27 protein-coding genes and 2 tRNA genes are annotated in these 24,636 nt (G+C 70.4%); 10 read left to right on the forward strand and 19 right to left on the reverse strand.

Going from position 1 to position 24,636, the window contains the following annotated elements; genetic code table 11:
• Window positions 1–19 precede the first annotated feature (19 nt).
• The 4 genes from VNF07_01110 to VNF07_01125 all read right to left on the reverse strand — a co-directional run bounded on the left by VNF07_01110 (window position 20) and on the right by VNF07_01125 (window position 4,123).
• On the reverse strand, window positions 20–850 hold the full coding sequence (locus tag VNF07_01110; GenBank protein HVB04838.1) for a hypothetical protein: 831 nt from the start codon (window positions 848–850) through the stop codon (window positions 20–22).
• A gap of 53 nt (window positions 851–903) precedes the next feature.
• Window positions 904–1,626 carry a hypothetical protein gene (locus tag VNF07_01115; protein HVB04839.1) on the reverse strand — a complete coding sequence of 241 codons (723 nt, stop codon included), beginning with the start codon at window positions 1,624–1,626 and terminating at the stop codon, window positions 904–906.
• Between the two features lie 157 nt (window positions 1,627–1,783).
• Window positions 1,784–2,911: an amidohydrolase family protein gene (locus tag VNF07_01120; protein ID HVB04840.1), complete on the reverse strand. Its 1,128-nt coding sequence runs from the start codon at window positions 2,909–2,911 to the stop codon at window positions 1,784–1,786.
• 171 nt (window positions 2,912–3,082) lie between these two features.
• Window positions 3,083–4,123 (reverse strand): Ku protein, encoded by a 1,041-nt coding sequence (locus tag VNF07_01125; protein ID HVB04841.1) that lies wholly within the window; start codon window positions 4,121–4,123, stop codon window positions 3,083–3,085.
• A 194-nt stretch (window positions 4,124–4,317) separates the two neighbouring features.
• Between VNF07_01125 and VNF07_01130 the strand changes: the two genes are divergently transcribed.
• The 4 genes from VNF07_01130 (at window position 4,318) to VNF07_01145 (ending at window position 6,915) form a co-directional block, all read left to right on the forward strand.
• Window positions 4,318–5,067, forward strand: a complete 750-nt coding sequence (locus VNF07_01130) for a DUF4232 domain-containing protein (protein ID HVB04842.1) — start codon at window positions 4,318–4,320, stop codon at window positions 5,065–5,067.
• Entirely contained in the window at window positions 5,064–5,918 is an 855-nt protein-coding gene (locus VNF07_01135; GenBank protein ID HVB04843.1) for an SDR family NAD(P)-dependent oxidoreductase, read from the forward strand. The genes VNF07_01130 and VNF07_01135 overlap by 4 nt, the downstream gene beginning before the upstream one ends.
• A gap of 85 nt (window positions 5,919–6,003) precedes the next feature.
• Window positions 6,004–6,579 carry a hypothetical protein gene (locus VNF07_01140; protein HVB04844.1) on the forward strand — a complete coding sequence of 192 codons (576 nt, stop codon included), beginning with the start codon at window positions 6,004–6,006 and terminating at the stop codon, window positions 6,577–6,579.
• Window positions 6,580–6,591: 12 nt separating this feature from the next.
• The gene (locus VNF07_01145) at window positions 6,592–6,915 is read left to right on the forward strand and encodes a PEP-utilizing enzyme (GenBank protein HVB04845.1); all 324 of its coding nucleotides are present in this window, start codon (window positions 6,592–6,594) and stop codon (window positions 6,913–6,915) included.
• 215 nt (window positions 6,916–7,130) lie between these two features.
• On the opposite strand, the gene VNF07_01150 is transcribed toward VNF07_01145, so the two are convergent.
• From VNF07_01150 to VNF07_01185, 8 genes are all read right to left on the reverse strand, one after another.
• The gene (locus tag VNF07_01150; GenBank protein HVB04846.1) at window positions 7,131–7,574 is read right to left on the reverse strand and encodes a hypothetical protein; all 444 of its coding nucleotides are present in this window, start codon (window positions 7,572–7,574) and stop codon (window positions 7,131–7,133) included.
• Window positions 7,575–8,504: 930 nt separating this feature from the next.
• Window positions 8,505–9,104 carry a cation transporter gene (locus VNF07_01155; protein ID HVB04847.1) on the reverse strand — a complete coding sequence of 200 codons (600 nt, stop codon included), beginning with the start codon at window positions 9,102–9,104 and terminating at the stop codon, window positions 8,505–8,507.
• An 80-nt stretch (window positions 9,105–9,184) separates the two neighbouring features.
• Complete coding sequence (locus VNF07_01160) at window positions 9,185–10,114, reverse strand: cation diffusion facilitator family transporter (protein ID HVB04848.1); 930 nt, start codon at window positions 10,112–10,114, stop codon at window positions 9,185–9,187.
• 219 nt (window positions 10,115–10,333) lie between these two features.
• On the reverse strand, window positions 10,334–10,705 hold the full coding sequence (locus VNF07_01165) for a TraR/DksA C4-type zinc finger protein (GenBank protein HVB04849.1): 372 nt from the start codon (window positions 10,703–10,705) through the stop codon (window positions 10,334–10,336).
• 15 nt (window positions 10,706–10,720) lie between these two features.
• Entirely contained in the window at window positions 10,721–11,299 is a 579-nt protein-coding gene (locus tag VNF07_01170) for a hypothetical protein (protein HVB04850.1), read from the reverse strand.
• A gap of 737 nt (window positions 11,300–12,036) precedes the next feature.
• Window positions 12,037–12,759: a hypothetical protein gene (locus tag VNF07_01175; protein ID HVB04851.1), complete on the reverse strand. Its 723-nt coding sequence runs from the start codon at window positions 12,757–12,759 to the stop codon at window positions 12,037–12,039.
• A 51-nt stretch (window positions 12,760–12,810) separates the two neighbouring features.
• Complete coding sequence (locus VNF07_01180; GenBank protein ID HVB04852.1) at window positions 12,811–13,713, reverse strand: 5'-3' exonuclease H3TH domain-containing protein; 903 nt, start codon at window positions 13,711–13,713, stop codon at window positions 12,811–12,813.
• Window positions 13,710–14,909: a pyridoxal phosphate-dependent aminotransferase gene (locus tag VNF07_01185; GenBank protein HVB04853.1), complete on the reverse strand. Its 1,200-nt coding sequence runs from the start codon at window positions 14,907–14,909 to the stop codon at window positions 13,710–13,712. Before VNF07_01185 ends, VNF07_01180 begins: the two co-directional genes overlap by 4 nt.
• 134 nt (window positions 14,910–15,043) lie before the next feature.
• Here VNF07_01185 and VNF07_01190 point away from each other — a divergent pair, with 134 nt between their 5' ends.
• The 4 genes from VNF07_01190 (at window position 15,044) to VNF07_01205 (ending at window position 19,324) form a co-directional block, all read left to right on the forward strand.
• Window positions 15,044–15,418, forward strand: coding sequence for a VOC family protein (locus VNF07_01190; GenBank protein ID HVB04854.1), 375 nt, complete (start codon window positions 15,044–15,046; stop codon window positions 15,416–15,418).
• A gap of 67 nt (window positions 15,419–15,485) precedes the next feature.
• Entirely contained in the window at window positions 15,486–16,895 is a 1,410-nt protein-coding gene (locus VNF07_01195; GenBank protein HVB04855.1) for an NAD(P)/FAD-dependent oxidoreductase, read from the forward strand.
• A gap of 281 nt (window positions 16,896–17,176) precedes the next feature.
• Window positions 17,177–18,526, forward strand: coding sequence for a DEAD/DEAH box helicase (locus tag VNF07_01200; GenBank protein HVB04856.1), 1,350 nt, complete (start codon window positions 17,177–17,179; stop codon window positions 18,524–18,526).
• A gap of 48 nt (window positions 18,527–18,574) precedes the next feature.
• Complete coding sequence (locus VNF07_01205; GenBank protein ID HVB04857.1) at window positions 18,575–19,324, forward strand: class I SAM-dependent methyltransferase; 750 nt, start codon at window positions 18,575–18,577, stop codon at window positions 19,322–19,324.
• 22 nt (window positions 19,325–19,346) lie between these two features.
• Here the strand turns inward: VNF07_01205 and VNF07_01210 are convergent.
• A tRNA-His gene (locus tag VNF07_01210) sits at window positions 19,347–19,423 on the reverse strand.
• Window positions 19,424–19,502: 79 nt separating this feature from the next.
• Window positions 19,503–20,642 carry a cobalamin-independent methionine synthase II family protein gene (locus VNF07_01215; GenBank protein ID HVB04858.1) on the reverse strand — a complete coding sequence of 380 codons (1,140 nt, stop codon included), beginning with the start codon at window positions 20,640–20,642 and terminating at the stop codon, window positions 19,503–19,505.
• Between the two features lie 142 nt (window positions 20,643–20,784).
• Between VNF07_01215 and VNF07_01220 the strand changes: the two genes are divergently transcribed.
• Window positions 20,785–20,861 (forward strand) — tRNA-Arg (locus VNF07_01220).
• Between the two features lie 138 nt (window positions 20,862–20,999).
• On the opposite strand, the gene VNF07_01225 is transcribed toward VNF07_01220, so the two are convergent.
• From VNF07_01225 to VNF07_01245, 5 genes are all read right to left on the reverse strand, one after another.
• Window positions 21,000–22,184 carry a site-specific integrase gene (locus VNF07_01225; protein HVB04859.1) on the reverse strand — a complete coding sequence of 395 codons (1,185 nt, stop codon included), beginning with the start codon at window positions 22,182–22,184 and terminating at the stop codon, window positions 21,000–21,002.
• A gap of 81 nt (window positions 22,185–22,265) precedes the next feature.
• The gene (locus tag VNF07_01230) at window positions 22,266–22,460 is read right to left on the reverse strand and encodes a helix-turn-helix domain-containing protein (protein HVB04860.1); all 195 of its coding nucleotides are present in this window, start codon (window positions 22,458–22,460) and stop codon (window positions 22,266–22,268) included.
• Window positions 22,461–22,498: 38 nt separating this feature from the next.
• Entirely contained in the window at window positions 22,499–23,068 is a 570-nt protein-coding gene (locus VNF07_01235) for a hypothetical protein (protein HVB04861.1), read from the reverse strand.
• A 154-nt stretch (window positions 23,069–23,222) separates the two neighbouring features.
• A complete protein-coding gene (locus VNF07_01240) occupies window positions 23,223–23,585 on the reverse strand; it encodes a DUF5615 family PIN-like protein (GenBank protein HVB04862.1) in 363 nt (120 codons plus the stop codon).
• Window positions 23,582–23,809: a DUF433 domain-containing protein gene (locus tag VNF07_01245; protein ID HVB04863.1), complete on the reverse strand. Its 228-nt coding sequence runs from the start codon at window positions 23,807–23,809 to the stop codon at window positions 23,582–23,584. Before VNF07_01245 ends, VNF07_01240 begins: the two co-directional genes overlap by 4 nt.
• Before the next feature lie 268 nt (window positions 23,810–24,077).
• Between VNF07_01245 and mobF the strand changes: the two genes are divergently transcribed.
• On the forward strand, window positions 24,078–24,636 hold a 559-nt coding region (gene mobF, locus VNF07_01250; GenBank protein HVB04864.1), incomplete at its 3' end, for a MobF family relaxase.

Below are 24,636 nucleotides of genomic sequence, written 5' to 3' on the forward strand. Positions count from 1 at the left end.
GGGACATCGGGGCGGTGCGCTACGCCTGGACCGGCGTGATCTCGTTTCCGACAAGGACCGGGATCTGTGCGCCCGCCGGCGCCTGGAAGGGTGCCTTGCCCGCCGCCACCTCGGCGAGGGGGACGAGGCACTGCCCCTCGATGTCGAGGCGCTCGCGCAGCGCGCGGGCGGCGAGCAGCTGGCGCTCGGTGGTGCAGGCCCAGTGGGCGAGCACCTCCTCCTCCCACGCGATGTTCTCCTTCGCGTCGCCGAGGACGGCGTCGAAGAACTCGAGGTCCGCGTCGGCGACGCCGTACTTCGCGCTCAGCGCGTCGCGCACCTGGCCGAGGACGCCCACGTAGAAGAGGTCCGAAGCGTAGAGATTGGCGATGCCGTCGAGCCACGTCCACTCCCAGGCGCGGGAGTACATGCACAGCGTCGTGATCGCGAAGAAGGTGCGCGTGTACGGGCGCCACTCGGCGAGCTGCTGGCGGGTGACGCCGAGCGACTCGCCGAGGCGGGCGAAGAGCTCCTCGTAGGCGGGCGTCGACCACTCGGGACGGATGTCGCGGACGACGTTCTTCCCCTCGACCCAGACGAGGCGCCGCAGCAGCTTGGCGCGGATCGCGTGCTCGTTGGTCTTGATGTAGATCGCCGCGGTCGAGAAGTAGAGGTGGTCCCAGTAGTAGTACTGGTCGAGCACCCAGGCCTGGAGCGCGTCGCGGGAGAGGTTGCCGGCGATGAGCTCCTTGTAGAAGGCGGGCGGCTCGGACATCTTCTGCTCGTACTGCTCGCTGAGCAGCGAGAGGAACTCCTGGCCCGACAGCGGCGGGACCGCGAGATCCTCCGGCCCGTACGGCGTCTGCGACACAACTTCCCCCTTGGTGGGTGGCGAGATTGAAGGTGGACGGGGTGCGGCGGGCCCTACATCCCCCCGCCGGCGCCCATCTGGAAGCGGAGCTCGAAGACGTGCAGCAGCTGCTCCTGGAGCTCGGGAGTGGTGCAGAAGCGGCGCACGATCTCCTCGTTGAAATCGGCGTGCTCGATGTCGATGCCGGCGTGCTCGAAGCGGTTCATGAGCGCCCGCTCGATGTCCGGCACTCCCCACTCCTGGAAGCGCTTGCGGTCGCGGTCGATCGCCTCGAGGAGCTCGGCGGAGTGCATCGCCGTGCCGCCCTCGCCGACCATGCCGCTGCCGATCGCGATGGAGAAGTGCTGGTAGCGGTCCATCGCCACCCGCCAGCCGCGTGAGATGAGGATCTGCGGGTCGGCGTCGCCCTTCTCGAGCTCGTTGATCTCCTCGTCCGAGACGCCAAAGGCGTAGGCCTCCCAACGGCTGAGGAGCGGGTGGGCGACCTTCTCGCCACCGACCGAGGTCTCACCGCCCTCGTCGACGAGCTTGCGCAGCTGGTGGCGGCGAGTCGTCTTGTCGGGGTTGTTGATGTAGCGCTCGCCCTCGAAGCGGTGGTTGATGTCACCACCGGAGAAGGCGCGGCGCTTGCCGGCCGCGAGGCGCGGGAACTCGTCCTGGCTGAGGATCTCCTTCGCGCGGAAGGGGTAGTCCTTCTGGTACTCGCTGCGGATCGCCTCGCACGCCGCGATCAGGTCGTCCGGCGACAATGCCCGCTTCTCGGTGTCAACGGTCACGTGGTAACCCCCCGTCTCCGTGGCGCCAGTGGGCGCGCGTACCAACCCTATCGCTTCGACCCGATCCTTGAACATGCCAAGGGATCGCTCGGGCGCCGCCCGCGGCGGCCGCCTGCGGGCCCTCCGGCGCGGCCCGATCCCGGCGAAATGGTGCCCCTCAGGAGCCTGCGGTGGCGAGCTCGCGGGCGCTGATCCCGTAGAGCGCCGCGGGGTTGTCCGAGAGGATCTTCTGCTTGGAGCGCTCGTCGAGGTCGCCACGGCGGAAGACGGCGATCGCGTTGACCTCGCTCGAGGTGTCGGTGTGGCCGTAGTCGGTGCCGATCACGAGGCTGTCCTCCCCGACGATGTCGAGGATGTAGCGGATGTCGTCCGAGGTCTGGGTGGTGACGTAGACGTTCGCGTCGCGGAAGGGGTTGTCCTCCCCGGTGAAGCGCTTGCCGTTGCGGCGGGCGAGCTCGCTCATCACCCACGGCACCCACTGCGCCGAGGCCTCGATGAAGCCCCAGCGGAGCTTCGGGAAGTCCTTGGAGAGGCCGCTCCGGAGCAGGCCGTAGCAGGCGAGCATCGTCGGTACCCGGAAGGTGCCGAAGCCGTCGAGGAGGCTGAAGCGGGTCCGCAGCGCGTCGACGAGGCGGGGGCTGCCGTTCGCGATGTGGATCGCGATCGAGAGGTCGAGCTGCTCGGCGAGTGCGTAGATCGGGTGGAAGGTGGGGTCGAGCAGCATCAGGTCGCCGTCGAAGGGGCGCATGCAGACCCCGACGGCCCCGTGCTCGCGCGCGAAGCGGATCTCGTCGAGTGCGTCAGGGACCGAGAGCACCGGGACCACGCAGGTCCAGCGCAGCCGGCCGCCGCCCTCCTTCCAGATGTCGGCGAGCCAGCGGTTCCAGCTGCGGGCGAGGGCGATCTCGATGTCCGGGCGGTCGGTCAGCTGCTCGATCCAGACCGAGTTGTGGAGGACCTGGATGTCGATCCCGAGCTCGGTCATGTGCTCGAGGCGGAGCGAGATGTCCTCCATCTTGCGGGCGGCCGCCGGGGCGGCGACGTCGCGATGGCCGGAGAGGCTCTGCGTGCGCTTCTCGACGTCGGCGTCGCTCGTCGCCGCGGTGCGCAGGCCGGCGAGCTTGCCGTCGATCAGCCAGTAGCGGGTGTTCGGGTCGTCGTCTGCGGTGACGATGCGGGGGCGGAATTTCGCCTCGCTCTTCTCGAGGTAGTCCCACGTCCGATCGGTCTCGATTACGTGCGCGTCCGCGTCGATCACGACGGCGGAATCCAAGGAATCGGCCACAGCCCCTCCGAGCCTTCTCGCGGCGAGCGCCGCAGGCGACGAACCGCGCCGCCGCGCTCATTCTTGTCCTACCGCCGCGCCCCCACAACCGTGCCTCGGCGGCGGGCCGTGCGGCCGTTGGTGGGGGCGCGGCGGCCGCCCTCTGGCCGTGCGGAGCTCGCCGCGGCGCGCTCAGGAGACCTTGCGGCTGCGGTTGCCTCCGGCGGTGCGCTCGCGGAGCGCGACGACGAGCTCGTCCTTGGACATCTTAGAGCGCCCCTCGACTTCGAGCTCGGCGGCGCGCGTGAGCAGGTCGGCCTTGGTCATCCCCTCGAAGTGCTGCTGCTCGTGGGGTGCCCCGGCCTCGACCTCCTCGGCGGCCTTCGGCACGGCCTTGCGCGCACGCTTCGCGGGGGCCGCCTCGGCGACCTCCTCGACGGACGCCTCCACCGCGGTGCCGCGCACCTTCGCGATGCTCGCCTGCAGCGCGTCCATCAGGTTGACCACGTTGCTCACGGGGCGCTCGGGCTCGTAGACGAGCGAGCGTCCCTGGCGCTTCTCCTCGATCAAGGCCTCGATCCGCTCGTGGTACTCGTCGTGGTAGCGCTCGGGGTCGTAGGCGACCGACAGCGACTCGATGAGCTGCTTCGCGACGTCGAGCTCGCGGCCGTCGAACTTCACGGCCTCGGGGAGGCTGTCGAGCTCCTCGGCGGGGTCGCGGACCTGCTCGGCGAAGTACATCGTCTCGAGGACGAGGACGTCCTCGGCGGGGCGCACGGCGACGAGGTACTGCTTGTCGCGCATCACGAGGGTCGCGAGTCCGACCCGCTTGGACTCGAGCATCGCCTGGCGCAGGAGACCGTAGGCCCGGTCCGCGCCCTTGCCTCGGGGCGCGAGGTAGTAGGAGCTCTGGAAGTAGAGGGGGTCGATCTCGTCGAGGGCCACGAAGTCACTGATCTCGATCGTCTCCGACCGGCCGGGGGCGATGTTCTTCAGCTCCTCGTTGGTGACGATCACGTACTCGCCGCCGCCGAGGTCCATGCCGCGCACGATGTCGGCCGCGGCGACCTCCTCGCCGGTCCGCTCGTTCACTTTCTTGTAGCGGATGCGGTCGGCCGTGCCCTTCTCGAACTGATTGAAGTGGACGCCCTGGTCGCGCGTCGCGCTGAACAGCCCCACGGGCACACTCACCAGCCCGAAGCTCAAAAAGCCGCTCCAGATCGACCGCGCCATGTCGTCCCTCCTATTCGGGGGTTCAAATCTACCCTCAATAGGCAACATCTGCCCCAACGGGGGTGGTCTGACCCGCGCGAGCGAGCGCCGCAGCGGTCCGGCCGCTCTATCGTTTTGCCATCACGACCCGCAGGCTGTGGCGACTCTTCCTCGTCGACCTCGCCGCGTTCCTCGCGGCCGCGGTCGCCTATGCCGTGGACCGCGGCCGCCTGCCGGCCGGTGCGCTGCCCGCCGCGCTCGCCGCGCTGGCGCTCGGGAACCTGGGCGCGCTCCTCGCCGGCCACCGAGGGCGGGAGCGTCAGGCCCGCCCGCCTCGTCGGGAACCCGACGGTCGCGGCGCCGGCGACGGGAGCGCTCTCTGGTCGGCCATCGGGTGGAGCGCCGTTCACCTGCTGTTCCTCGCGCTCATCGTCGCCGGTACCTTCGTCACCCACCCCTTCTTCGGAACTCAGGGAGCGGACTTGACCCAACAGCTCAACCCCGCAATCGACGGCCAGGTGGCACCCTTCCCGCCCGCGCACCTGGTGCCGAAGGGCGTGCCGCCCTGCACGAGCGGAGCGGTCGCCGCCACTCTCGCCGCGGTCTCGCCCGCGGCCGCGAGGATCACGATCCGGCTCAGCAACTCCTCGGAAGCCTCCTGTCGTCTCGGTGCCGTCGCGACCGTGGTGGCGGTCGGTGGTGCGGCGCCGGTCGCCGCCGCCCCGACGCCTCCGCGGCCGACGAACTCGATCGGGCCCGTGCTCGCTCCCGGCGACGGGGCCACGGCGCTGCTGACGGCGCGCTGCGCGGACGCTCGTGGCGGCGGTCGCGGCTTCAAGGCGCTCTCGATCCGCTGGGCGGGAGGCTCGGCGCGCGCGACGCTCCCGCCCGCGAGCTTCCTCACGGCCGGCGGGAGCGGTTGCGTGCTCTCGGTCTCCGCCTTGGTGTGGAGCTCCGGAGGATGACCGCCGCTGTCGGCCCCTACGACGACCCGCTCGGCAGTGCGCCGGGGGGCTCGCGCCTGCAGGGCAAGGTGGCGCTCCTCGTGGGCGCTGGGCAGACGCCGGGGCTGTCCATCGGGAACGGCCGGGCCGCGGCGGTGTTGTACGCGCGCGAGGGCGCGCGCCTGTTCTGCGTCGACCGCGACCTCGACTCTGCGAGCGAGACCGCGGCGGCGATCACCGCCGAGGGGGGCGAGGCGACGGCCTTTCGCGCCGATGTGACGAGAGAGGACGAGGTCGCCGCGCTCGTCGCCGGCTGCGTCGAGCACTTCGGGCGGATCGACATCCTCCACAACAACGTCGGTGCCGGCCTCGCGCTCGGCGACGCGCCGGTCGCCGATGTCGACAGCGACGCCTTCGACAGGGTGATGGCGGTCAACCTCCGCTCGATGGTGATCACCTGCAAGCACGCGCTGCCGGTGCTGCGGGCGCAGCGCTCAGGGGTGATCCTCAACATCTCGTCCTTCGCCGCCTACAGCAACTACCCCTACATCGCCTACAAGACCTCCAAGGCGGGGGTGATCGCCCTCACCCAGAACCTCGCGATCAGCAACGCCGAGTACAACATCCGCGCCAACGTCGTCGTGCCGGGGCTGATCAACACGCCGATGGCCGTCGACAACCGCATCGGTGTGATCGGGGACTCCCGCGAGGAGGTGATCGCGAAGCGCGACGCGCAGGTGCCCCTCAACCAGAAGATGGGCACCGCCTGGGACGTCGCGCACGCCGCGCTCTACCTCTGCTCGGACGAGGCCAGCTTCATCACCGGCGTCTCGCTGGTGGTGGACGGCGGACAGAGCCTGCGGATCGGCTGACTGCCGGGCCAAGCGGCAGCTGGCGCTATCGCTCGAGGGGAGCCCGCCCGAGCGGCGACGAGCGGTCCCCATCTCGCCGCAGGGCGTGCGCCGCTACCGCCCGGAGAAGGATCGCCGCTGCAGCGCCGAAGCTTTGCTCGGCCCGCGGGCGTGCTCGGCACCGCGGATTGAACCGCGCTGGAGCGAGCAGCCGTCGATGCTGGTGCCGGTGATGCTCGCGAACATCGAGAACTTCGGGGCGCGCGAGGGGGCGCGTCGCTTCGCGCAGGGGCGCGTCGCCGCCGAGGCGACCGAGCGCGAGGGGCTCGAGCGCCTGCAGGCGCTGCCCGACGGCGGCGTCAAGGCCGACGAGACCAAGCAGGTGATCGACCACATGCGGACCTTCATCGGCTACCGCGAGTATCCGAACGGCATGGTCAGCCGCTACCTCCTGTACAAGCGGGCGTTGCTCGGCGGGGCCGAGCGGCTGGTGCAGGCGGGCGTGCTCCGCGAGGCGGAGGACGTGTTCTTCCTCACCTTCCCCGAGATCGAGGATGCGGCGCGCACGCGCGAGGTCGACGGCGGGCTCATCCGTGTGCGCAAGGACGCGTTCGCCTCGTACCGCGCGCTCACGCCGCCGCGCGTGCTCACCTCCGAAGGCGAAGCGATCACGGGCGCTTAGCGACGCGAGGACGTGCCGGCGGGCGCGCTGGTTGGCGTGCCGGTGTCCGCCGGGACGATCGAGGGGCGGGCCCGAGTGATCCTCGATATCGAGCAAGCCGACTTGAAGCCGGGCGACATCCTGGTCACGGCGTTCACCGACCCGAGCTGGTCGCCGCTGTTCGTCACCATCGAGGGCCTGGTGACCGAGGTAGGCGGACTGATGACGCACGGCGCCGTGATCGCCCGCGAGTACGGCCTCCCGGCCGTCGTGGGCGTGGAGCACGCCACGTTGATCCCGGACGGGCAGATGATCCGCGTTCACGGCACCGAGGGCTTCGTCGAGCTGTTGCCGTGAGCTGTCGGCGCTGAGCTCTCTTGCTCGACGTGCCGTCCTTCGAGTGCGGCGTTCACCTGCGACCGCTATGGGTCTCTCGCTGTCCCCGCGGTTCGCTGAGTATCTGAGTGCATTGCCCGAAGGGGCGATGGTTCCTGCACTTCGCTCGGTCGGCTTGCGGCGTGCCGAGCGAGGGTCAGCGACCAGCGAGGACGGTGTTCGGCCTGAGGTGAGCGTCAGCCACCGGTGCTCGGCGTCGTCGCGTCTCGCCGCGGCCGGTTGGCGCCGGACGGGGAGCAGACCGAGGTCCCGCACATCGGGCCACTCTGCACCGAAATGTCGCCCGGTGGCCCCGCGCCGCTAATCCACCACGACGGCGCGTGGATCTTGGTGCCACAGATGGCATTGGCTCGTATGAAGAACGGGCTGTTCAGGTCGATGCCGGTGCCGTTGAAGTTCATTCGGCCGCCCGTGCCGGGGTCGGGGTAGTTCGGGACGCCGTTGGCCCGCATGCACTGGGAGTACTGCACGAGCGACGCCTGGTTCGGCGGCGTCAGGTCTCTCGCCCCGGCACGGAGAGCCGACGATGCCGCGGCGAGATACCCGTTGCATGGAGCGGTCCCGCTGTGGACTGCGTTGGAGAGCGACCCGGCGGAGCCCGGGATGGCGATGTTGATCACCCCATGGGAGTCGATCGTTGGGTCTGGCTGACTTGGATCGCCGTGGCCGCGCATGCAGGTCGCCCACTCGACGAGTGACTGTGCCGCGTTCGTCTTCGGCGCGACCGCTGCGCGGGCGGTGGCACCGATGCTTGTCGAGACGTTGGCTACCGAGGGGGCGCCCGAACCCGTGCCCCCGCACGCGGCGAGCCCGAGGGCGATCGCCGTGACGGCGAAAGCGAGGCCGCCGGATCGGCGACAGCGCGCCGTCCGCTCCCTCCGTCCCGCTCGTCGACCTTCCATCTTCTGTCTCCCTGTCGAGCTTTCGAGACAGTTGTATGACGGAAATGTCCCACCGAGGTCGCGACTGTGACCTCGGTGTGACCCGCTCGGTGGGCGACTTCCCCGTTCACGCCGGCCGGCTGCATACGCGTGTCGCGTGGGGGAACGCTCCGCACCGGTGAAGCGAGCGGCCTGCGGCCCAGCGACGTGATTTGTGGCGGGCGCCGCCTGCGGCTCGTACCGACACTGAAGCGATACCCGCGAGCGGTGGAATCCCCAGAGCTCGTCGTCGCCAGCATTGGGGAATGGCGAGCCTGGTTGCGCACCCACCATTCCGACTCAGGCGGCGTGTGGCTCGTGCTCGCCAAGAAGGGTACGACCCACCCGACAACGCTCTCGTACGACGAGGCGCTCGGGGCTACGCGCCTTTACCGCCAGCTACCTCAAGGCGTACCTGCGTACCCACGCTGGCGATCAGCGCACGCGCAACGTCAACGATCGCTCGGAGACCTTGCGGAGTAGTGATTCATCATGGGCTGCGTCATCGCGCCGGGTTTCGAAGAGCAGACGTCGACGTCCCCGGAGGTCGATACGAGGTGCTGGAGGCACGCTGGATCCAGTTGCCTGATCGGGGCAATGGCGCGAGCGACGCGGAGATCTTCCGAGTGGTCAGTGCTTGAACGCTGCCCAAGCCTCGCGCGCGCCGTAGTAGACGAGGACGTAACCGGCAGCTGGGTCAGCCCACCACCAACCCGCGGCGGCGTTCAACACGAGTCCGACGAGCACGGCCGTAGCGAGAATGCCATCCACCATGGTGACGCGGCCTTCGGTTTGTAGCACCGTATTGCCGAGTGCGGCACCGGTGCGCGCCTTGCCCGCGGCGAGAGTGAACATCGCCGCCGCGGTGCCCGCTGTCCAGACGATCCCGAGGGGGCTGTGGCGCGGGTGGAAACCAGCGACGAGCACGAGCGTGCTCTGGATCGCGAGATAGATGACGAGCGCGGCGAACGACGAGCCGATCAGCCGCATCGCCCGGCGCTGCCGTTCTTCGGCAACGTCGGCCAGTTCCCACAGCACCACCGTCGACGCGCCGATCTCGATCAGACTGTCGAGATCGAAGCCCGCCAGCGCGACCGAGCGTGCCGCAATCGCGCCGATGGCCAACACAACGAGCCCGACGACGTTCCAGGCGAGGGTGGCGTACTCAAGGCGACGGCCATGGCGCAGCAGAATCGCACGATCCGCTGCGAGTATCGCTGTTTGTGGCACGGAGTCACTCTTGCATGGCCGAGGCCGGGGGAGATCCCCTCTAATGATCTCCGGCAAACTTTTCGCGACTCGATTCGGAGCTACTGCTCAGCTGACAAGACGTGCGGTGACCACAGCACCGCACGGGTTTCGGGCACCGCCGCGACGACGGCACGTTCGACCCGTCGACCGAGAGCTTCGGCGTAGTCGAGTGTCGAGGTGGCCGGGATGAAGCCCTCGATGTCAAAGAGCAGCGCGCGGCCCGACCAGCGAGCGCGAACGTGGACGTGTTCGATACCAGCGACATCGAGGGCCGCTGTCTCCGCGTGCAACACCAATTCCGGATCGACACCGTCCATGAGGTGCCCGACCACCTCGGATGTGACTTCCCATCCGACGTGCACGATAAAGGCGGTGATGAATAGACCGGCGAGGCCGTCAGCCCAGTGGACTCCGGCCGCGGTCGCTGCGAGACCGCCCAGCGCGCCAGCCGACGAGATTGCGTCGAGCCAGGAATGCTTGGCGTCCGCCATGAGTGTCATGGAATGGATTCGCTTGCCGACTTTGCCTTTGTAGCGAGCGACGACCTGATTGCCGACGATGCCAACGCCTGCGGCGATCATGCCGATCGCGAAGTGGGAGGTTCGGCCGTGCTCGGTGAGCTTGTGAACGCTCACGATCCCGGCGAAGACGGCACTTGCCCAGATCGCAAACGACACCCCGACCCCGGCGAGGTCCTCGGCGCGGTCGAAGCCATAGGTGTGATCCGGTGTTGCCGCGCGTCGCGAGAAGCGGAAGCCGATGAACACCACGAGCGAGGTGGAGACATCGGAGAGGTTGTGCAGCGCATCACCAAGCAGGCCGACCGAACCGCTCAACACCGCAACGGTCAGCTCGACCGCGCCCGTGATCGCCAAGCCGATTGCCGAAATGCCGATTGCACGATTTGCGGCGACCCGGTGCTCGGCGTCCTCGGTCGCTTCGGTTGGAGGGAACGGGTTCCAGCTGTTCGACTCGCCCAATTTGTGCATCGCTTCTCCGTTCCTTCGGAACCCATTCTCCCGGCTCGAAAGTAGTTACGCACATTGCGACGCGGTCGCACTTGGGGTGCGTTCGTGTCCCAGGTGTCGTCATGAGAAGAGCGCCAGCGCTCCCACTTTCGGCAACATCCGACGATTGCCCTGAGGGGCCATGGAGCCTGACCCGGTGGCTCGGACACCCAAGCTGAGGCGATCACTCGTCTCGGACAGTCAGGTGAGGGTCGTCAGCGGTCCACGAGGCGTGCACAGGGCAGCGCACCTGATGCAGAACTGAGTCGCCGGGATGGCGCGCAGCCGCTCCTCGCCGATCGGCGCTGCGCAACGCTGGCAGCGGCCGTAGTTCCCCTCCGCAAGGCGCCGGATCGCCCCTTCCACTCCCGCGAGCGCATGCTCTGCGTCGCTGAGGCGCGTCGCGAGGCGGGCGCGCTCGAAAGCGATCGTCGCCCCTTCGGGGTCGTGCTCGTCGTCGCCGTTCGAGCCCGAGGCGGCCGCCACCACCTCGGCGACGTCGGCAGTGAGGCTCGCGATGCTCGCGAGGAGCGCCTCCCGTTCCTTGACGAGCAGTTCGGCGATCGCGGCCACTCGCGGTGGCACCGACTACGGCGTCATCGCGGGGCAGCCGAGGTAGCCGGCGGCGATGCTCGTGATGCGGTCGCCCGGCCCCGTCGGTACGGGCGGGCCGCTCAGGTAGCCGATCAGCGAGCCGGCGTCCGACGTGACCGACCACGAGCCACCCTGGGCCGAGGAGGTCTCGAAGGCCGTCCCATAAAGCGCGCGCCCCGCCGTCACCGTGTCGCCGATCAGCAGTCCCCGCGCCGTCGTGTAGGTGGTGCCGTGCTCCCCGTAGGCCTGGTAGCCGTCGAAGCGCCCCCGCTGGAAGAAGACCTCGGCGGCGGGCCAGCTCGCGACCTCGAAGGTGCCGCAGCCACCCTCGTTGTCGTAGGTGGGGCCGCTGCGCGGTGCCCCGAGGAGGCGCTGCAGGATCGTGAGCGCGCCCGCCTCACCGCTCCCGAAGGCGAGCGGGCCCATCGCCTGCGGGCCGAGCAGCACCCGCCCGGCGTGGGCCGCCCCCGACGACCTGTGGAGGGTCGGCGCCGCGTCGACGGTGTAGCCGAGCGCCGCGGAGAGGACAGCTGCGGCGAGGAGGGAGCGGGCGCGGCTTATGTCCTCACCCACCCTTCCGAGGAGGCGGCGCCGGGCGGCGCGCCGCACTTTCTTGCCGCCTTCGCGTAGCCCGGCGTGTCGATGCCGAGACTCGTGGATTTGGAGATCCCCGAGCCGCCTTCGCCATCCGGATCGGGGAAGTTCGGGAGGCCGTTCGTTTCCATGCACTCAGAGACCTTCAACATGGCTGCAAGGTGCGCCACCTGCCCTGCCTGTGTCGGTGGTGCCATCCCGGCGGCACCCGCGTTTGCCGCGCAATCCGCGGTGAGGAACTGCGGAGAGGTCTGGTCGATGTCTTACAGCGTGCCGTTCGGGAACCCGCCGCCAGGCTGTGGGTCCGGGAACTTGGGCACACCATGGGTCTGAATGCACGTTGCGTAAGAGAGCTGCGCCTTCTGCATGTCAGGCGACGGGGGTGGGCCGCTATTACCTGCCGTCGGGGTGCCGCGGGATGTCGTCGTCGAACCGATGATCGCCACTGCCGAGGTGGGAGAGCCCCCGCAGGCGACTGCGAGCAAGCCGACTGCCGGGAGCGCGAGTAGGGGCGCTGGCTCACGCCCGAGCTGCTGGTGCCGCGGCCGCGCCGATTCCTGCACAGGCTCACCCGTACCCTCGTGCGCCCGAAAGCGTGCGAACCCTCCGAGTGCCCTTCGCAGATGGCCTACCAATGACCACATGGCCAACTCGAAAGGGACCGGGGGCGCACCCCGCGAGCATCGCGCCGCCGAGGAGGACTTCCCGGGCGCGGGCTACAGCACGTTGACGGCGCGCGAGACGACGACCGCCACGGTGAGCAGCGAGGCGAGGGACTGCACCGCCATCAGCAGCTTCGCCCAGCCGGTGAGGGGCATCGTGTCGGTCGGGCTGAAGGCGGTGGCGTTGGTGAACGAGGTGTAGAGGTAGTCGTAGAACTTCGGCGTCCACCAGCTCGCGCACTCGGGCGTCGACATCTGCGGGAACAGGAAGTCCGGTCGAGGGTGGCTGGCGAGGGTTCGCGCCGCGGGGCCGCCGCGGTCGAGCTCCCAGTACCAGAGGCCGAAGACGATGATGTTCGTCAACCAGACCGGGAGGGAGGCCTCGACGAGTCCGCGTCCGTCCTGCAGCGCGCGCCCATTGCCTAACAGCGCGTGGATCAGCTCGAGGAGCGAGACGACGTTCGCGAGGTTGATCAGGGCGATGAGGGCGATGCCGAGCACCCGCAGGCGCTGCTCCTCTTTGGTGATGCGCCCCGGGTTGATGGCGAGCAGCAGCAGGCACAGCGCCCCCTCGACCGAGGGGAGGAGGAAGTGCGGGCCGAGGCCCCGCACCACCTTGTCGGGGAGCAGGAGCTGGAAGACGATCGCGACCGCCACCGCCAGCGAGGCGGGCCAGCGGTGCTCGCCGAGCGTGGGGAGGCCCCACGCGACCTGCCCCTCGGTCGGCCGCTCGACGCCGGGGGGCTCGGGAGGGCCGCCCGGGGATGCCGTGCTCACAGCGAGAACGTAGCGAGCGGTCGCCCTCGGACCGGGGATGCTCGGGTGCGCTCAGCGGGAGGCGGCGAGACGGGTGGCGCGGGGGAGGAGCTCGGCGCTGCCGAGGCGCTCCGCCCAGCCGGCGAGCTCGGAGGTGGGCCCCCGCCAGCGGAGCGACTCGGTGTCGCCGAGGATCGTCGGGTCGATGCGCAGTGTCGCGAGATCGAGGAAGCGTTCGGCGAGCGGCCGCCCCTCGGCGAGGGTGGCGGCGAGCTTCTCGGCGCCGCGCGCCGCGCGCTGCAACGCCGGCGGCCAGTCGTGGGCCGCGTCGGGGATCGCCGCGATGTGGCCGTAGTGGGAGAGGACGACCGCTGCGCTCCGCTTCCCCCAGCCGGGGAGGCCGGGGAAGCCGTCGGCGCTGTCCCCGACGAGGGCGAGCCAATCCGGGATCGACGCGGGCGCGACCCCGAACTTCTCGATCACCCCTGCCTCGTCGGAGACGACGCCGCTGCGGCGGTCGAGCTGCACGACGCGCGAGCCGCTCACGCACTGCGCGAGGTCCTTGTCCGGGGTGCAGATCACCACCTGCGAGACGCGAGCGTCGGCCGCGGCGGTCGTCGCCGCGGAGGCGAGGGCGTCGTCGGCCTCGAGCTCGACCATCGGCCAGACCACCACCCCGAGCGCGGTGAGCGCCTCCTCGAGCGGAACGAACTGCGAGGTGATCTCCTCGGGGACGCCGCTCCCGTCCTTGTAGGTCGGCCACAGGTCGTTGCGGAAGGACTCGATGACGTGGTCGGTGGCCACCCCGAGGTGGGTGACCCCGCTCGAGAAGAGCGCGAGCACCGACACGAGCACGCCCTGCACCCCGCCGAGGGGGCCGCCGGTCGGTCGGCCGCGGTTGCCGAAGTGGTGGCGGAAAAGCTCGTAGGTGCCGTCGAGGAGGTGCGGGCGCAGCGTCGCCCCGCCGCCCGTCACGAGCGGGTCAGCCCCTCGAGGCGGCCGAGCGCCTCGGTGAGGACGTCGGGGCGCTTGCAGAAGGCCCAGCGCACGAGGGAGCGGCTGCGCACCTTGTCGTCGTAGAAGACGCTGCTCGGGATGGCGACGACCCCGCAGCGCTCGGGGAGCTCCAGGCAGAAGCTGACCCCGTCGCCGGCGTAGAGCGGGGTGATGTCGGTGGTGAGGAAGTAGGTGCCCTCCGTCCGGCAGAGCGAGAAGCCGAGGGCGGAGAGGCCCTCCGCGAGCAGGTCGCGGCGCGCCTGCAACGACGCCGCGGCCTCCCGGTAGAAGGCGTCGCCGAGGGCCAGGCCGACCGCGATCGCCGGCTGGAAGGGGGCGCCGCTCACGTAGGTGAGGAACTGCTTGGCGGCGCGCACCGCGTCGAGGAGGGGGGCGGGGGCGCAAGCCCACCCCACCTTCCAGCCGGTGAAGGAGAAGGTCTTCCCCGCCGAGGAGATCGTCACCGTCCGCTCCGCCATCCCCGGCAGGCTCGCGAGCGGGATGTGGCGTCCCTCGTAGACGAGGTGCTCGTAGACCTCGTCGGTCACCGCGTAGAGGTCGTGCTCGACACAGACGCGGGCGATCTCCTGCAGCTCGGCCTCGCTGAAGACCTTCCCCGTCGGGTTGTGCGGGGAGTTGAGGAGCAGGAGGCGGGTGCGGTCGCTCACCGCCGCCGCGAGCGCCGCCGGGTCGAAGGACCAGTCCGGGGCGGTGAGGGGGACGACGCGCCGGCGCGCCCCGGCCATCGCGATCGTCGCCGCGTAGGAGTCGTAGTAGGGCTCGAAGACGACCACCTCGTCGCCCGCCTCGCACAAGCCGAGCATCGCGGCGGCGACCGCCTCGGTGGCGCCCGCGGTGACGAGGATCTCGCGGTCGGGGTCGAACTCGAGGCCGTAGAAGCGGCGCTGGTGCTCGGCGACCGCCCGCAGCAGCTCCGGCTCGCCCCTCCCCGGCGGGTACTGGTTGCGGCCGGAGCGGATCGCCGCGATCGCCGCCTCGGCGACCTCGGGTGGCCCGTCGGTGTCGGGGAAGCCCTGGCCGAGGTTGATGGCGTTGGTGCGCACAGCGAGGGCGGACATCTCGGCGAAGATCGTCGTCCCGAACTCGCTGAGCGCGGAGTTGAGGGGCGCGCGCCGCAGCCCGACGGGCTCCTCGGTGGCCGGCTCGGTGTGCATCGTGCTCCTCCGCCGCGGCGCGCTGCCGCCGGCCCGCCCACGCTACGTCGCGCCGCGCCCCGCCACCTTCTCGGGCGCCGGTGCCCGGCGGGCGGGAGCGTCGTAGCATTCACCGTGAGACAAGGGGGTCGGCGATGGCGGTCCAGCTCAACCACACGATCGTGCACAGCCGCGACAAGATGGCCGGGGCGACGTTCCTCACGAGGGTGCTCGGCCTCGACCCGCCGGGGACCTTCGGCCACTTCGTGACGGTCGAGGTCGCGAACGGTGTCTCGCTCGACTACGACGACGCCGAGGAGATCCGCTCCCAGCACTACGCCTTCCTCGTCGACGACGACGACTTCGAGCCGATCTTCGAGCGGGTGAAGGCGGAGGGGATCGCCTACTTCGCTGACCCGGGCCACCACCGCGAGGGGGAGATCAACGTGCGCGACCGGGGGCGGGGCTTCTACTTCTCGGACCCCGACGGCCACAACCTCGAGGTGCTCACCCGCCGCTACGGCTCGTAGTCGACCGCCCGCTGCCGGCCGATAACGTCGGCCGCGGCCGCGGCGGCGGCCTCTAGCGGGAGGGCCCATGACCGACACCTATGACGTCGTCATCCTCGGCGCGGGACCCACCGGCGAGCACGCCGCAGGGCGCCTGCGAAAGCGCGGCCTCTCGGTGGCGCTCGTCGAGGCCGAGCTCGCCGGTGGCGAGTGCTCCTACTACGCCTGCATGCCGAGCAAGACCCTGCTGCGACCGGGCGCGGTGCTCGCCACGGCGCGCCGGGTGCCGGGGGTCCGCGAGGCGGTGACCGGCGAGCTCTCGGCCGAGGCGGCGTTGGCGCGGCGCGACTGGATGACCTCGGACCTGCACGACGACGGCCAGGTCGAGTGGATCGCCTCGGTGGGAGCGACCCTCGTGCGCGGCGAGGGGCGGCTCGCAGGCGTGCGCAGGGTGGCGGTGACGACGCCCGCAGGCGGAGAGGTCGAGCTCGAGGCGCGGCGGGCGGTGATCGTCGCCACCGGCTCGGCTCCCGCCGTGCCACCGGTGCCGGGCCTCGCGGAGGCGCGACCGTGGAGCAACCGCGAGATCACCTCCGCGAAACAGGTGCCCGCGTCGCTGATCGTCCTCGGCGGCGGTCCCGTTGGCGTCGAGATGGCCCAGGCTTGGTTCCGCCTCGGCTGCGCGTCGGTCCTCCTCCTCGAGGTCGGTGAGCGGCTGCTCGCCGCGGCCGAGCCCTTCGCCGGCGAGCTGTTGAAGGAGGCCCTCGTCGCCGAGGGCATCGACGTCCGCACCGGAGCCCACCTCGCCTCGGTCGGACGCGAGGGGGACGGCCCCTTCCGGGCGCTGCTCGACGACGGCAGCGAGCAGGTCGCCGAGGAGCTCCTCGTCGCCGCGGGGCGCAGGCCACGCGTCGACGGCATCGGCCTCGAGTCGGTCGGCCTCGCGGTCGGCCGCGCGCTCGAGACCGACGACCACCTGCGGGCGCGGGGCGTGGAGGGGGAGTGGCTGTACGCCATCGGCGACGTCAACGGGCGCGCCGCCCTCACCCACATGGGCAAGTACCAGGCGCGCGTCGCGGTGGACACGATCTGCGGTGACGAGATCGAGGACGTCGCCGACCACGGGATCGCCCCCGGGGTGGTCTTCACTGACCCCGAGGTCTCCTGGGTGGGCCTCACCGAGGCCGCGGCCCGCGAGCAGGGGATCGCGGCGCGCGTCGTGAGCTGCCCGCTCGAGAGCGTCGCCGCGGCGGCGATCTGGGGCGAGGAGCTGACGGGACGCTGCCAGCTCGTCGTCGACACCGAGCGCGAGACGATCGTCGGCGCGACCTTCGTCGGGAGCGACACCGCGGAGCTCCTGCACGGGGCGACGATCGCGATCGCCGGCGGCGTGCCGCTCACCACGTTGCGCCACGCGGTCGCCGCCTTCCCGAGCCTCTCGGAGGTCTGGCTCGAGCTCGTGGAGGGCTACTTCCTCCCCGACGTGGCCTCTGCCTGAGGGTCCGTTCGGGCGGCCCGCGGCCCTCCCGAGGCGGCCCGCTTCCGGCTGGCGCAGGTCAGCGGCGCGGATCGGCTACCCTGTAGAGGTCTTCTTCGTCCACCTCAGGGTGGCTCGACCGATCGCCGGTGTCCGCACCGGTGGGCCCCGAACACCATCGGCGGCCATCCTCCGCTGCTGCGACGCAGTGATCGGCCCTGCCGGTCAACCGGAGAGCCTTTAGGGACCTGTCGCGCCCCACCTCAACCGGGCGCTCGCGCGCCCCAAATCCGGAGTGAATTGTGTCCAGCAGCTTCATCGACCTCGGCGTGCCCGCGGTCCTCGCCACCCGCCTCGCCGAGCTCGAGATCCTCGAGCCCTACCCGATCCAAGCGGCTGCCCTCCCCGAGGCCCTGCAGGGCCTCGACATCTGCGCCCAGTCGCCGACCGGCTCGGGCAAGACGCTCGCCTTCGCGCTGCCGATCGCGGCGCGCGTCTCGCGTGCCCAGCCCCGCCGCCCGCGCGCCCTCGTGCTCGCGCCCACGCGTGAGCTCGCCGCGCAGATCGCGAAGGAGCTCGGCCCCCTCGCCGCGGTGATGGGGCGCCGGGTCGCCACCTACTACGGCGGCGTCGGCTTCAAAGAGCAGCTCTCCTCGCTCGCGCGGGGCACCGACATCGCCGTCGGCTGCCCCGGCCGGATGATCGATCTCCTCGAGCGCCGCTCGCTCGACCTCTCCGAGGTGGAGATCGTGGTCATCGACGAGGCCGACCGCATGGCGGACATGGGCTTCCTCCCCCCGGTGCGCCGCCTCCTCGGCGAGATCCGCGGCGCCCACCAGACGATGCTCTTCTCGGCGACCCTCGCCGGCGACGTGCAGCGGCTGATCCGCGACTACCAGAAGTCGCCGCGCCGCCACGTGCTCGACGCGGCCACCGACGACATCGGCTCGCGCTCGCACGAGTTCTGGCGCGCCTCGCGCGAGGACCGCGCCACGCTCACCGCGCGCCTCGTCACCCCCTACTACTCCTCGATCGTCTTCTGCCGCACCAAGCGGGGCGTCGACCGCCTCACCCGCCAGCTCGGCCAGGCCGGACTGATCGCCGTCCCGATCCACGGCGACCGTTCACAGGCCCAACGGGACCGTGCGCTCGCGCAGTTCCGTGACCGCAGCGCGCAGGTGCTGGTCGGCACGGATGTGGCGGCGCGCGGCATCCACGTCGACGAGGTCGACTGCGTCGTGCACTACGACCCGCCGGAGGACGAGGACACCTACATCCACCGCTCCGGTCGGACCGGGCGCGCCGGCCTCGCTGGCCGCGTCGTCTCGCTCGTCACGAGCGAGCAGGAGACGGCGTCGAAGAAGCTCCGCCAGCGCCTCAACCTCGCGACCTCGCTGATCGACGCCCCGCCTGCCGACCCCTCGGCGCGCGCCCCGCAGCGGCCGGTGCAGGCCGTGGCCCCGAGGCATCAGGGCCCTGCGCCGAGCCACTCCGCCGCCCCCTACAGCGGCGGAGCGCCCGGCCCGCGCTCCGCGGCCTCGCGCCGCCGTCGCCGGGGCCCGGCGCCCGTCGGTCGGGTGGGCGCGGCGACCGCCCGCCCCCGCCAGAACTCCTCCCCGCGCGGTGGTGGAGGACGCGGCCAGGGGCGCTGACGCGCCCTCGGCACCCCGTCGAGGGGCCCGGGTGGGCATGATGAGCCGATGGTCGTCCACCCCCACGCCAACGCCTTCGACAACGCCGCGGACGAGTACGAGCGGGGCCGCCCCGGCTACCCTGCCGCGCTGCTCGACTGGATCAACGCGCTGCGACCCCTCGACGGCTCCTCGACGATCGTCGACCTCGGGGCGGGCACCGGGAAGCTGACCCGCCTGCTCGTCGGCTCCCCGGCGCGGGTCATCGCCGTCGAGCCGCTCCCCGCGATGCGCGAGACCTTCGCCCGCGTGCTGCCGGGGACCGAGCTCATCGACGCGACCGCACAGTCGATGCCGCTCGAGGACGCGAGCGTCGACATCGTCGCCTGCGGGCAGTCCTTCCGCTGGTTCGCCACCGAGGCGGCGCTCGCCGAGATCGCCCGCGTGCTCCGTCCCGGAGGCGAGCTCCTCCTCATCTTCAACGGCAACGGCGAGGCGAGCCCGGTGCAGCGCCGCCTGAGTGAGCTCTTGCAGGTCGCGGACACCGAGACGACGGAGAAGAAGCCCGGCCTGGACTGGCGCGAGGTGCTGGCGGCGACCGAGCGTTTCCGCATCATCGAGGAGGTGGAGATCTCGAACCCGCACTTCGTGAGCCGCGAGGGGGTCGTCGACCGACTGAGGTCCTCGAGCCAGTTCTCGCGCCTCGCGCCGGCCCGCCAGGAGGAACTGCTCTCCGACATCGGGGGGCTCATCGAGGGTGACCTCGCGGACCTCTCCCAGGTCACGAGGGTCACGGCGCTGCGAAGGCTCGGCGACTGAACGCGCCGCCCCGTGCGAAATTTGGGGTGACCGAGGGGAATTGAACCCCCGACCTCCAGGGCCACAACCTGGCGCTCTAACCAACTGAGCTACGGCCACCGCGGTTGCCGACCAGCTGGCCGGACCGGCTTCCAGCATGGCACATCGTCCGGCGGGCGAGCTCCGCCGGAGGGCCCCCTCAGGGGGTCGCGCTGGCGATCTCGGCGCCGCGCACGAGAGAGGCGAGCTTCTCCCAGGCGACGCCGGTGGCGACCCGGTCGCGGCCCGCGAAGGTGCCGAAGCCGCAGTCCGTCCCGGCGAGGACGCGCTCGGGGCCGATGAGTCGGGAGTAGTTGCGGATCCGCTGCGCGACGAGCTCGGGATGCTCGACGAAGTTCGTGGTGGTGTCGATCACCCCGGCGACGAGGTACTTGTCGTCGGGGAGGGTCACCTCCTCGAAGAGCTGCCACTCGTGGCCGTGGCGGGGATTGCAGGCCTCGAGGACGAGGCCCGCGGGCGCGGCGGTGAGGACGAGGTCGAGGATCTCGCGCAGCTCGACGTCGTAGATGTGCGGGGACTCGGTGTTGCTCCAGCAGAGGTGGAGGCGCATCCGGCTCGGGTCGAGGCCCGTGACGGCGGCGTTCACCGCCTCCACGGACTGGGCGAGGTAGCGGCGGAAGTCCTCGATCGGGAGGGGCGCGGAGGTGACGGTGTGGCGGGCCATCGCGAAGTCCGGGCAGTCGAGCTGCAGGATCAGACCCGCCTCGACGATCGCGCGGTACTCGTCGCGCATCGCGTCGACGAGGGCGGCAAGGTAGGCCTCGCGGCTCGGGTAGTAGTCGTTGGCGAGGAAGAGCGCGATCACCCCGGGGCTGGCGGCGGTCATGAAGAGGCGCTCCTCGGCGATGCCCGCTGCGGCGGCGGCGGCCTTCAGCTCGGCGATGTCGTGTCGCACCGCCGTGGGGTCCTTCAGGGTGATCGGCCCCGAGCAGGTCGGGTTGGGCGGACGTCGCGGCGCCGAGGAGTCGAGGCGGGCGACGAGCGCGTCGAAGTCCGGGAAATGGTCCCGGTCGGGGTAGAAGCGAGTCTGGCGGGGCTCTCCGTCGAAGCCGGTGAGGCGGTGGCGGATGTAGGTCGAGTAACCGGCCTTCGCCTGCTCGCCGTCATTCACGAGGTCGAGGCCGCACTCGGCCTGGCGGCGGACCACGTCGAGGACCGCCGCCGCGGCCGTTGCGGGGAGGGTCGGGCTGTTTTCGCCGAGCTCGTGGGCGAGGAGCAGCTCGGCGAGGGGCGCCGGTCGGGGCAGGCTCCCGGTGTGCGTGGTGCGGATCTTCGGCAAGGAGTCGACCCCTGGTCTCGCGGCTGGCGGCGCCGCGACCGTAGTGCCGCCCTCCCGGCCCGGCCGAGGACTGGCGGTCTTGCTGCGGGCGGCAGCAGCCGGGGACCTACGCTCTCGGGGCTGGCAGCCGCCTCGTCGGCATGCCCCCGTAGCTCAGTGGATTAGAGCGGCTGCCTTCTAAGCAGCGGGTCGCAGGTTCGAATCCTGCCGGGGGCGCCAACAAAAGAGCTGTTCAGTGGCAGTATTTGGGACGGCTGAGCCTGTGGGTAACTCGGTCAGACCACAAACAGACCACAAACAGACCACATTTTTCGCGGCTACTCACCGCTCACAACGGTCATTTTCGGGCTCCAACGGTCAACGACGAGCGCCGGTCCGGCGCATCGCGGTGACGTTCGAGACCTTCTCGAGGCTGCTCTTCGCGGCCCGCCCAGCGCGGTCGAGCGCCTCGGTCAGCGAGGAATCGATCCCCGGCAGAAGGTGGCCGTAGGTGTTGAGCGTGACGGTCACCGAGGAGTGTCCGAGGCGCTCCATCATCGCCCGTGGGTGTGCGCCCTCGGCGATGAGCATCGCGGCGTACGTGTGCCGCAGATCATGAAAGCGCACCGCCTCCGGCAGTCCAGCGCGGACGATTGCCGGCTTGTAGTGCCGCTTGTAGAAAAGGCTGTGGCGGAGCGGCCCTCCCTCGGGCGCGCCGAAGACGAGGGCGTCCCGGTCAAGTGATCGGCCGCCGACCTGTTCGGCGAGGAGCTCACACACAAAGCGTGGGATCGGAACCCGTCGCGTCTCGTAGGTCTTGGTGGGGCCGTAGACGAGGCCCTGTCCGGTGACCTCCGAAACCGACTCTGCGACCTCGACGGTGCCCTCGAGCAGGTGGAGGCGTCGGATGCGCAACGCGCCGAGCTCTCCGGCGCGAAGGCCGCTGTAGGCAGCGAAGGTGACGAGCCGCGAGAGCTCGGGATAGGTCGCTCGCCTGTGCTCCCCCCCGCCGGGTCGGAGCGGTGGGTTGGCGATCGCGTCGGCCAGCGTGGCCACCTCGTCGGCGGTCAGGAAGTGCATCTCGGTCTTCGCCGATCGAGGAAGCCTGGCGCCATCGCACGGGTTCGAGCGGAGCGCTCCGTCGCTCACCGCCGTCGCGAGCACGAGCCGGAGGATCTTCCTTGCGGCTCGCACGGTGCCGGCTCCGGCGCCGGCATTCGTCAGTTCCGCGATGAAGCGCCGCACGAGTGCCTGGTCGATGGTGCCGACCTGTCTCCCGGTGAAGGCCGGGAGGACATGGTTCTTCAGCATCGAGGCGTAGTCCTGGTAGGTCTTCGGCTTCACGTGCGCGGTCGACGCCAGCCATTCGCCAGCCCAGTCGTCGAAACGCGTTCGACCGAGAGTCGGGTCGAGATAGTCGCCCCGCTGCTTGTCAGCGCCGACCCGCTCGAGGAAGCGCCGCGCCGCGGTCTTCGTCGGGAAGGTCTTGGCGACCTGTAGGCCCGAAGGGTCGCGGTATCGGGCCTCCCAACGGCCACTCGGCTTTTGCCGCACGCTGGACACGAGTTCAGGCTACGGCGCGGGTGTCTCGAGTTCGGGACGCGACGCTGCTCTGTCGGAGATGACCAAAGCCGTGGATCGGCCTCAAGACGCATCCGGGCGACGTTGCTGCTCGACCCAATTGCGGATGTCGGCGAGGTCGAACCGGACGTAGTGCCCGATCTTCACGATCGGAACTCGCTTCTCCGCGACGATCCGCCGTACGTACCGCTCGCCGACACCGAGGAGCTTCGCGACGGTCTCGATGTCCACCAACTCTGGAAACTGCAACTGCTCCATGATCCACCTCCACTTTGAGAGCGGAGGTGGCCGAGCCGCTAAGCGGCTGCGCAGTCCTCCGCTTGATGACCTGACGGTGCGAAGGGACCCCGAGGGTCCGAACTGAGAGCCAGGCCCGCCGGTGGACCAACGGGCGCGATCGAGAGGGCGGAGCGGAGCTGTCGAAGGATGCCGCTGTCCGGATCACGGTCGAGGTGGCTCGCGGCTTGCGGCGCGAGCGGAATGACCACGCGCAGCTCGGCACGCGGGGTTCCAAGGAGGAGCCGCCGAGCGGTCGCCAACACTGACGCAATGGCGGCCGCCGGCTCCCTGCGGGCGAACGCGTCGCGGCAGAGGACGAGCGACTCGAGCGTCATGCCGACGAAGGTGATCGCCAGCATCACGATGAGATGCCGGAGCGACCCGGCTGCGCCTCCCGCCCCGAGATGATGGAGCCAGAAGCTCGGCGTGACGACGACGTGGTCGTGCAGCCCGATCGCGGTTGAGACCGCGAAGCAGACGACGGCGGTCGGGAGCAGCAGCCGCGTCAGCCACCAGCCGACCGTGATCCACACGGCCGCGTTCTGGCGAGCGATGCCGGTCGCTCCGAAGTCTCGTCGAGGAGCCATCACCTCTGATGGTACGGCGCGGCTATATCGATGCCGGCGCGCCAGCCCAAATCGACGCGTTTGACTGTTCGCTCATTGACCCGCATTTACCGCTACTGACCGCTGCTCTCGGGGAGCACGAGCGGAAGAACCCGAAGGCCACGGTTGCTGCGGCCTACGGTCTGACGTCGTGGACGACCAGACTGGTTGCCCCGAGCTCCACGAACTCTGCTTCGTCGAACGCGTCGACGAGCTCGACGAGGTGCGTGTTCACGTGGTCGAGGAGCACAGCGTTCGTAACGTTGCCGGTCCGGACGAGGAGAAGGCGCCGTGGCGAGCGCCGCAGCAGGTGCCCGTCCCGAAAGTCGAGGTCCTTCGTGATGATCACTCGATCATCGGTCTCGGCGCGGGAGATCAGATCGTCGTCGGTAGAGGCATTGCCGTTCGGCAGTGATGTCGTGTGGATGGCATCGTGCCCCGCTTCGCGGAGCACGACGACGAGTCGGGGCGGGAGCTGCGCGTCGACGAGGAACTTCACGCGCCGAGCGGCAGCGTCCGCTGGCTCGCTGCACGCGCGCCGAACTCCAGCGCGGCAAGCAGGTCCTCGCGTTCGAGGTCCGGGTAGTCGGCGAGGACGTCGTCGATCGTCATCCCGGACGCGAGCAGTTCGAGGAGCGAGTCGACGGGGTAACGCAGCCCGCGCACCACGGGCTTGCCGTGGCAGATCGCCGGGTCGGTCGTGATGCGGTCGAGCAAGCTCACGCCCTCATCGTACTGAGCCGGCCCCCACTCCCATCTCATCTCTCCGTCCACCCCCCACGAACCTCTCGATTCGCCTTCTTCGCCCTTCGGACCGCCTCCCGATCCGCTCACAATCCCCGCCTGCCATTTGACCCCTATTGTCCACGACTTACCGATTCAGATTCCGCCGTTTACAAGGCTCTTCTGGCCTGTCATAACTGACCCTCGTGGACCCAGCACTTGACACCTCTGCATCGCAGATGCAGCCTCCGACGCGAGCGTCGCGACCGTGCTGAGCCTCGTGCCGATGGCCCCCTCGGCCTGGCGCTACTACGCCGAGGAGATCGCGACCGGCCGAGAGGATTACTACGCGCTCGCCGCCGAGCGTCCCGGCCGATTCCTCGGGCGCGGCGCCGCGGCGCTCGGGATCGCCGACGACGAGGTCTCCGCGCTCGGCCTCGAGCGGCTCTTCGGTCACGGCCTCGATCCCCGCGACGGGATCCCGCTCGGTCGCAGCTTCTCGGCGGACAACCCGCGAGCTGTTGCAGGTTTCGCGCTCACGTTCTCGGCCCCGAAGACGGTCTCGGTGCTCTGGGCCGTCGGTGATGCAGAGATCGCTCAGTCCGTCGCCGACGCGCACGACGCGGCGGTCGCGGCTTCGATGGCGTTCCTGGAAGATCACGCCGCATTCACCCGCCGCAGCCACAACGGGGTCCTGCAGGTCGACACCGACGGGCTGGTCGCGGCGAGCTTCGTCCATCGGACTTCGCGGGCCTCGGACCCACAGCTCCACACCCACGTGCTCGTCGCGAACAAGGTCCGAGCGACCGACGGCACCTGGCTCTCCC

It is taken from the genome of Acidimicrobiales bacterium (assembly GCA_035533595.1).
Classification (GTDB): Bacteria; Actinomycetota; Acidimicrobiia; order Acidimicrobiales; family Bog-793; genus DATLTN01.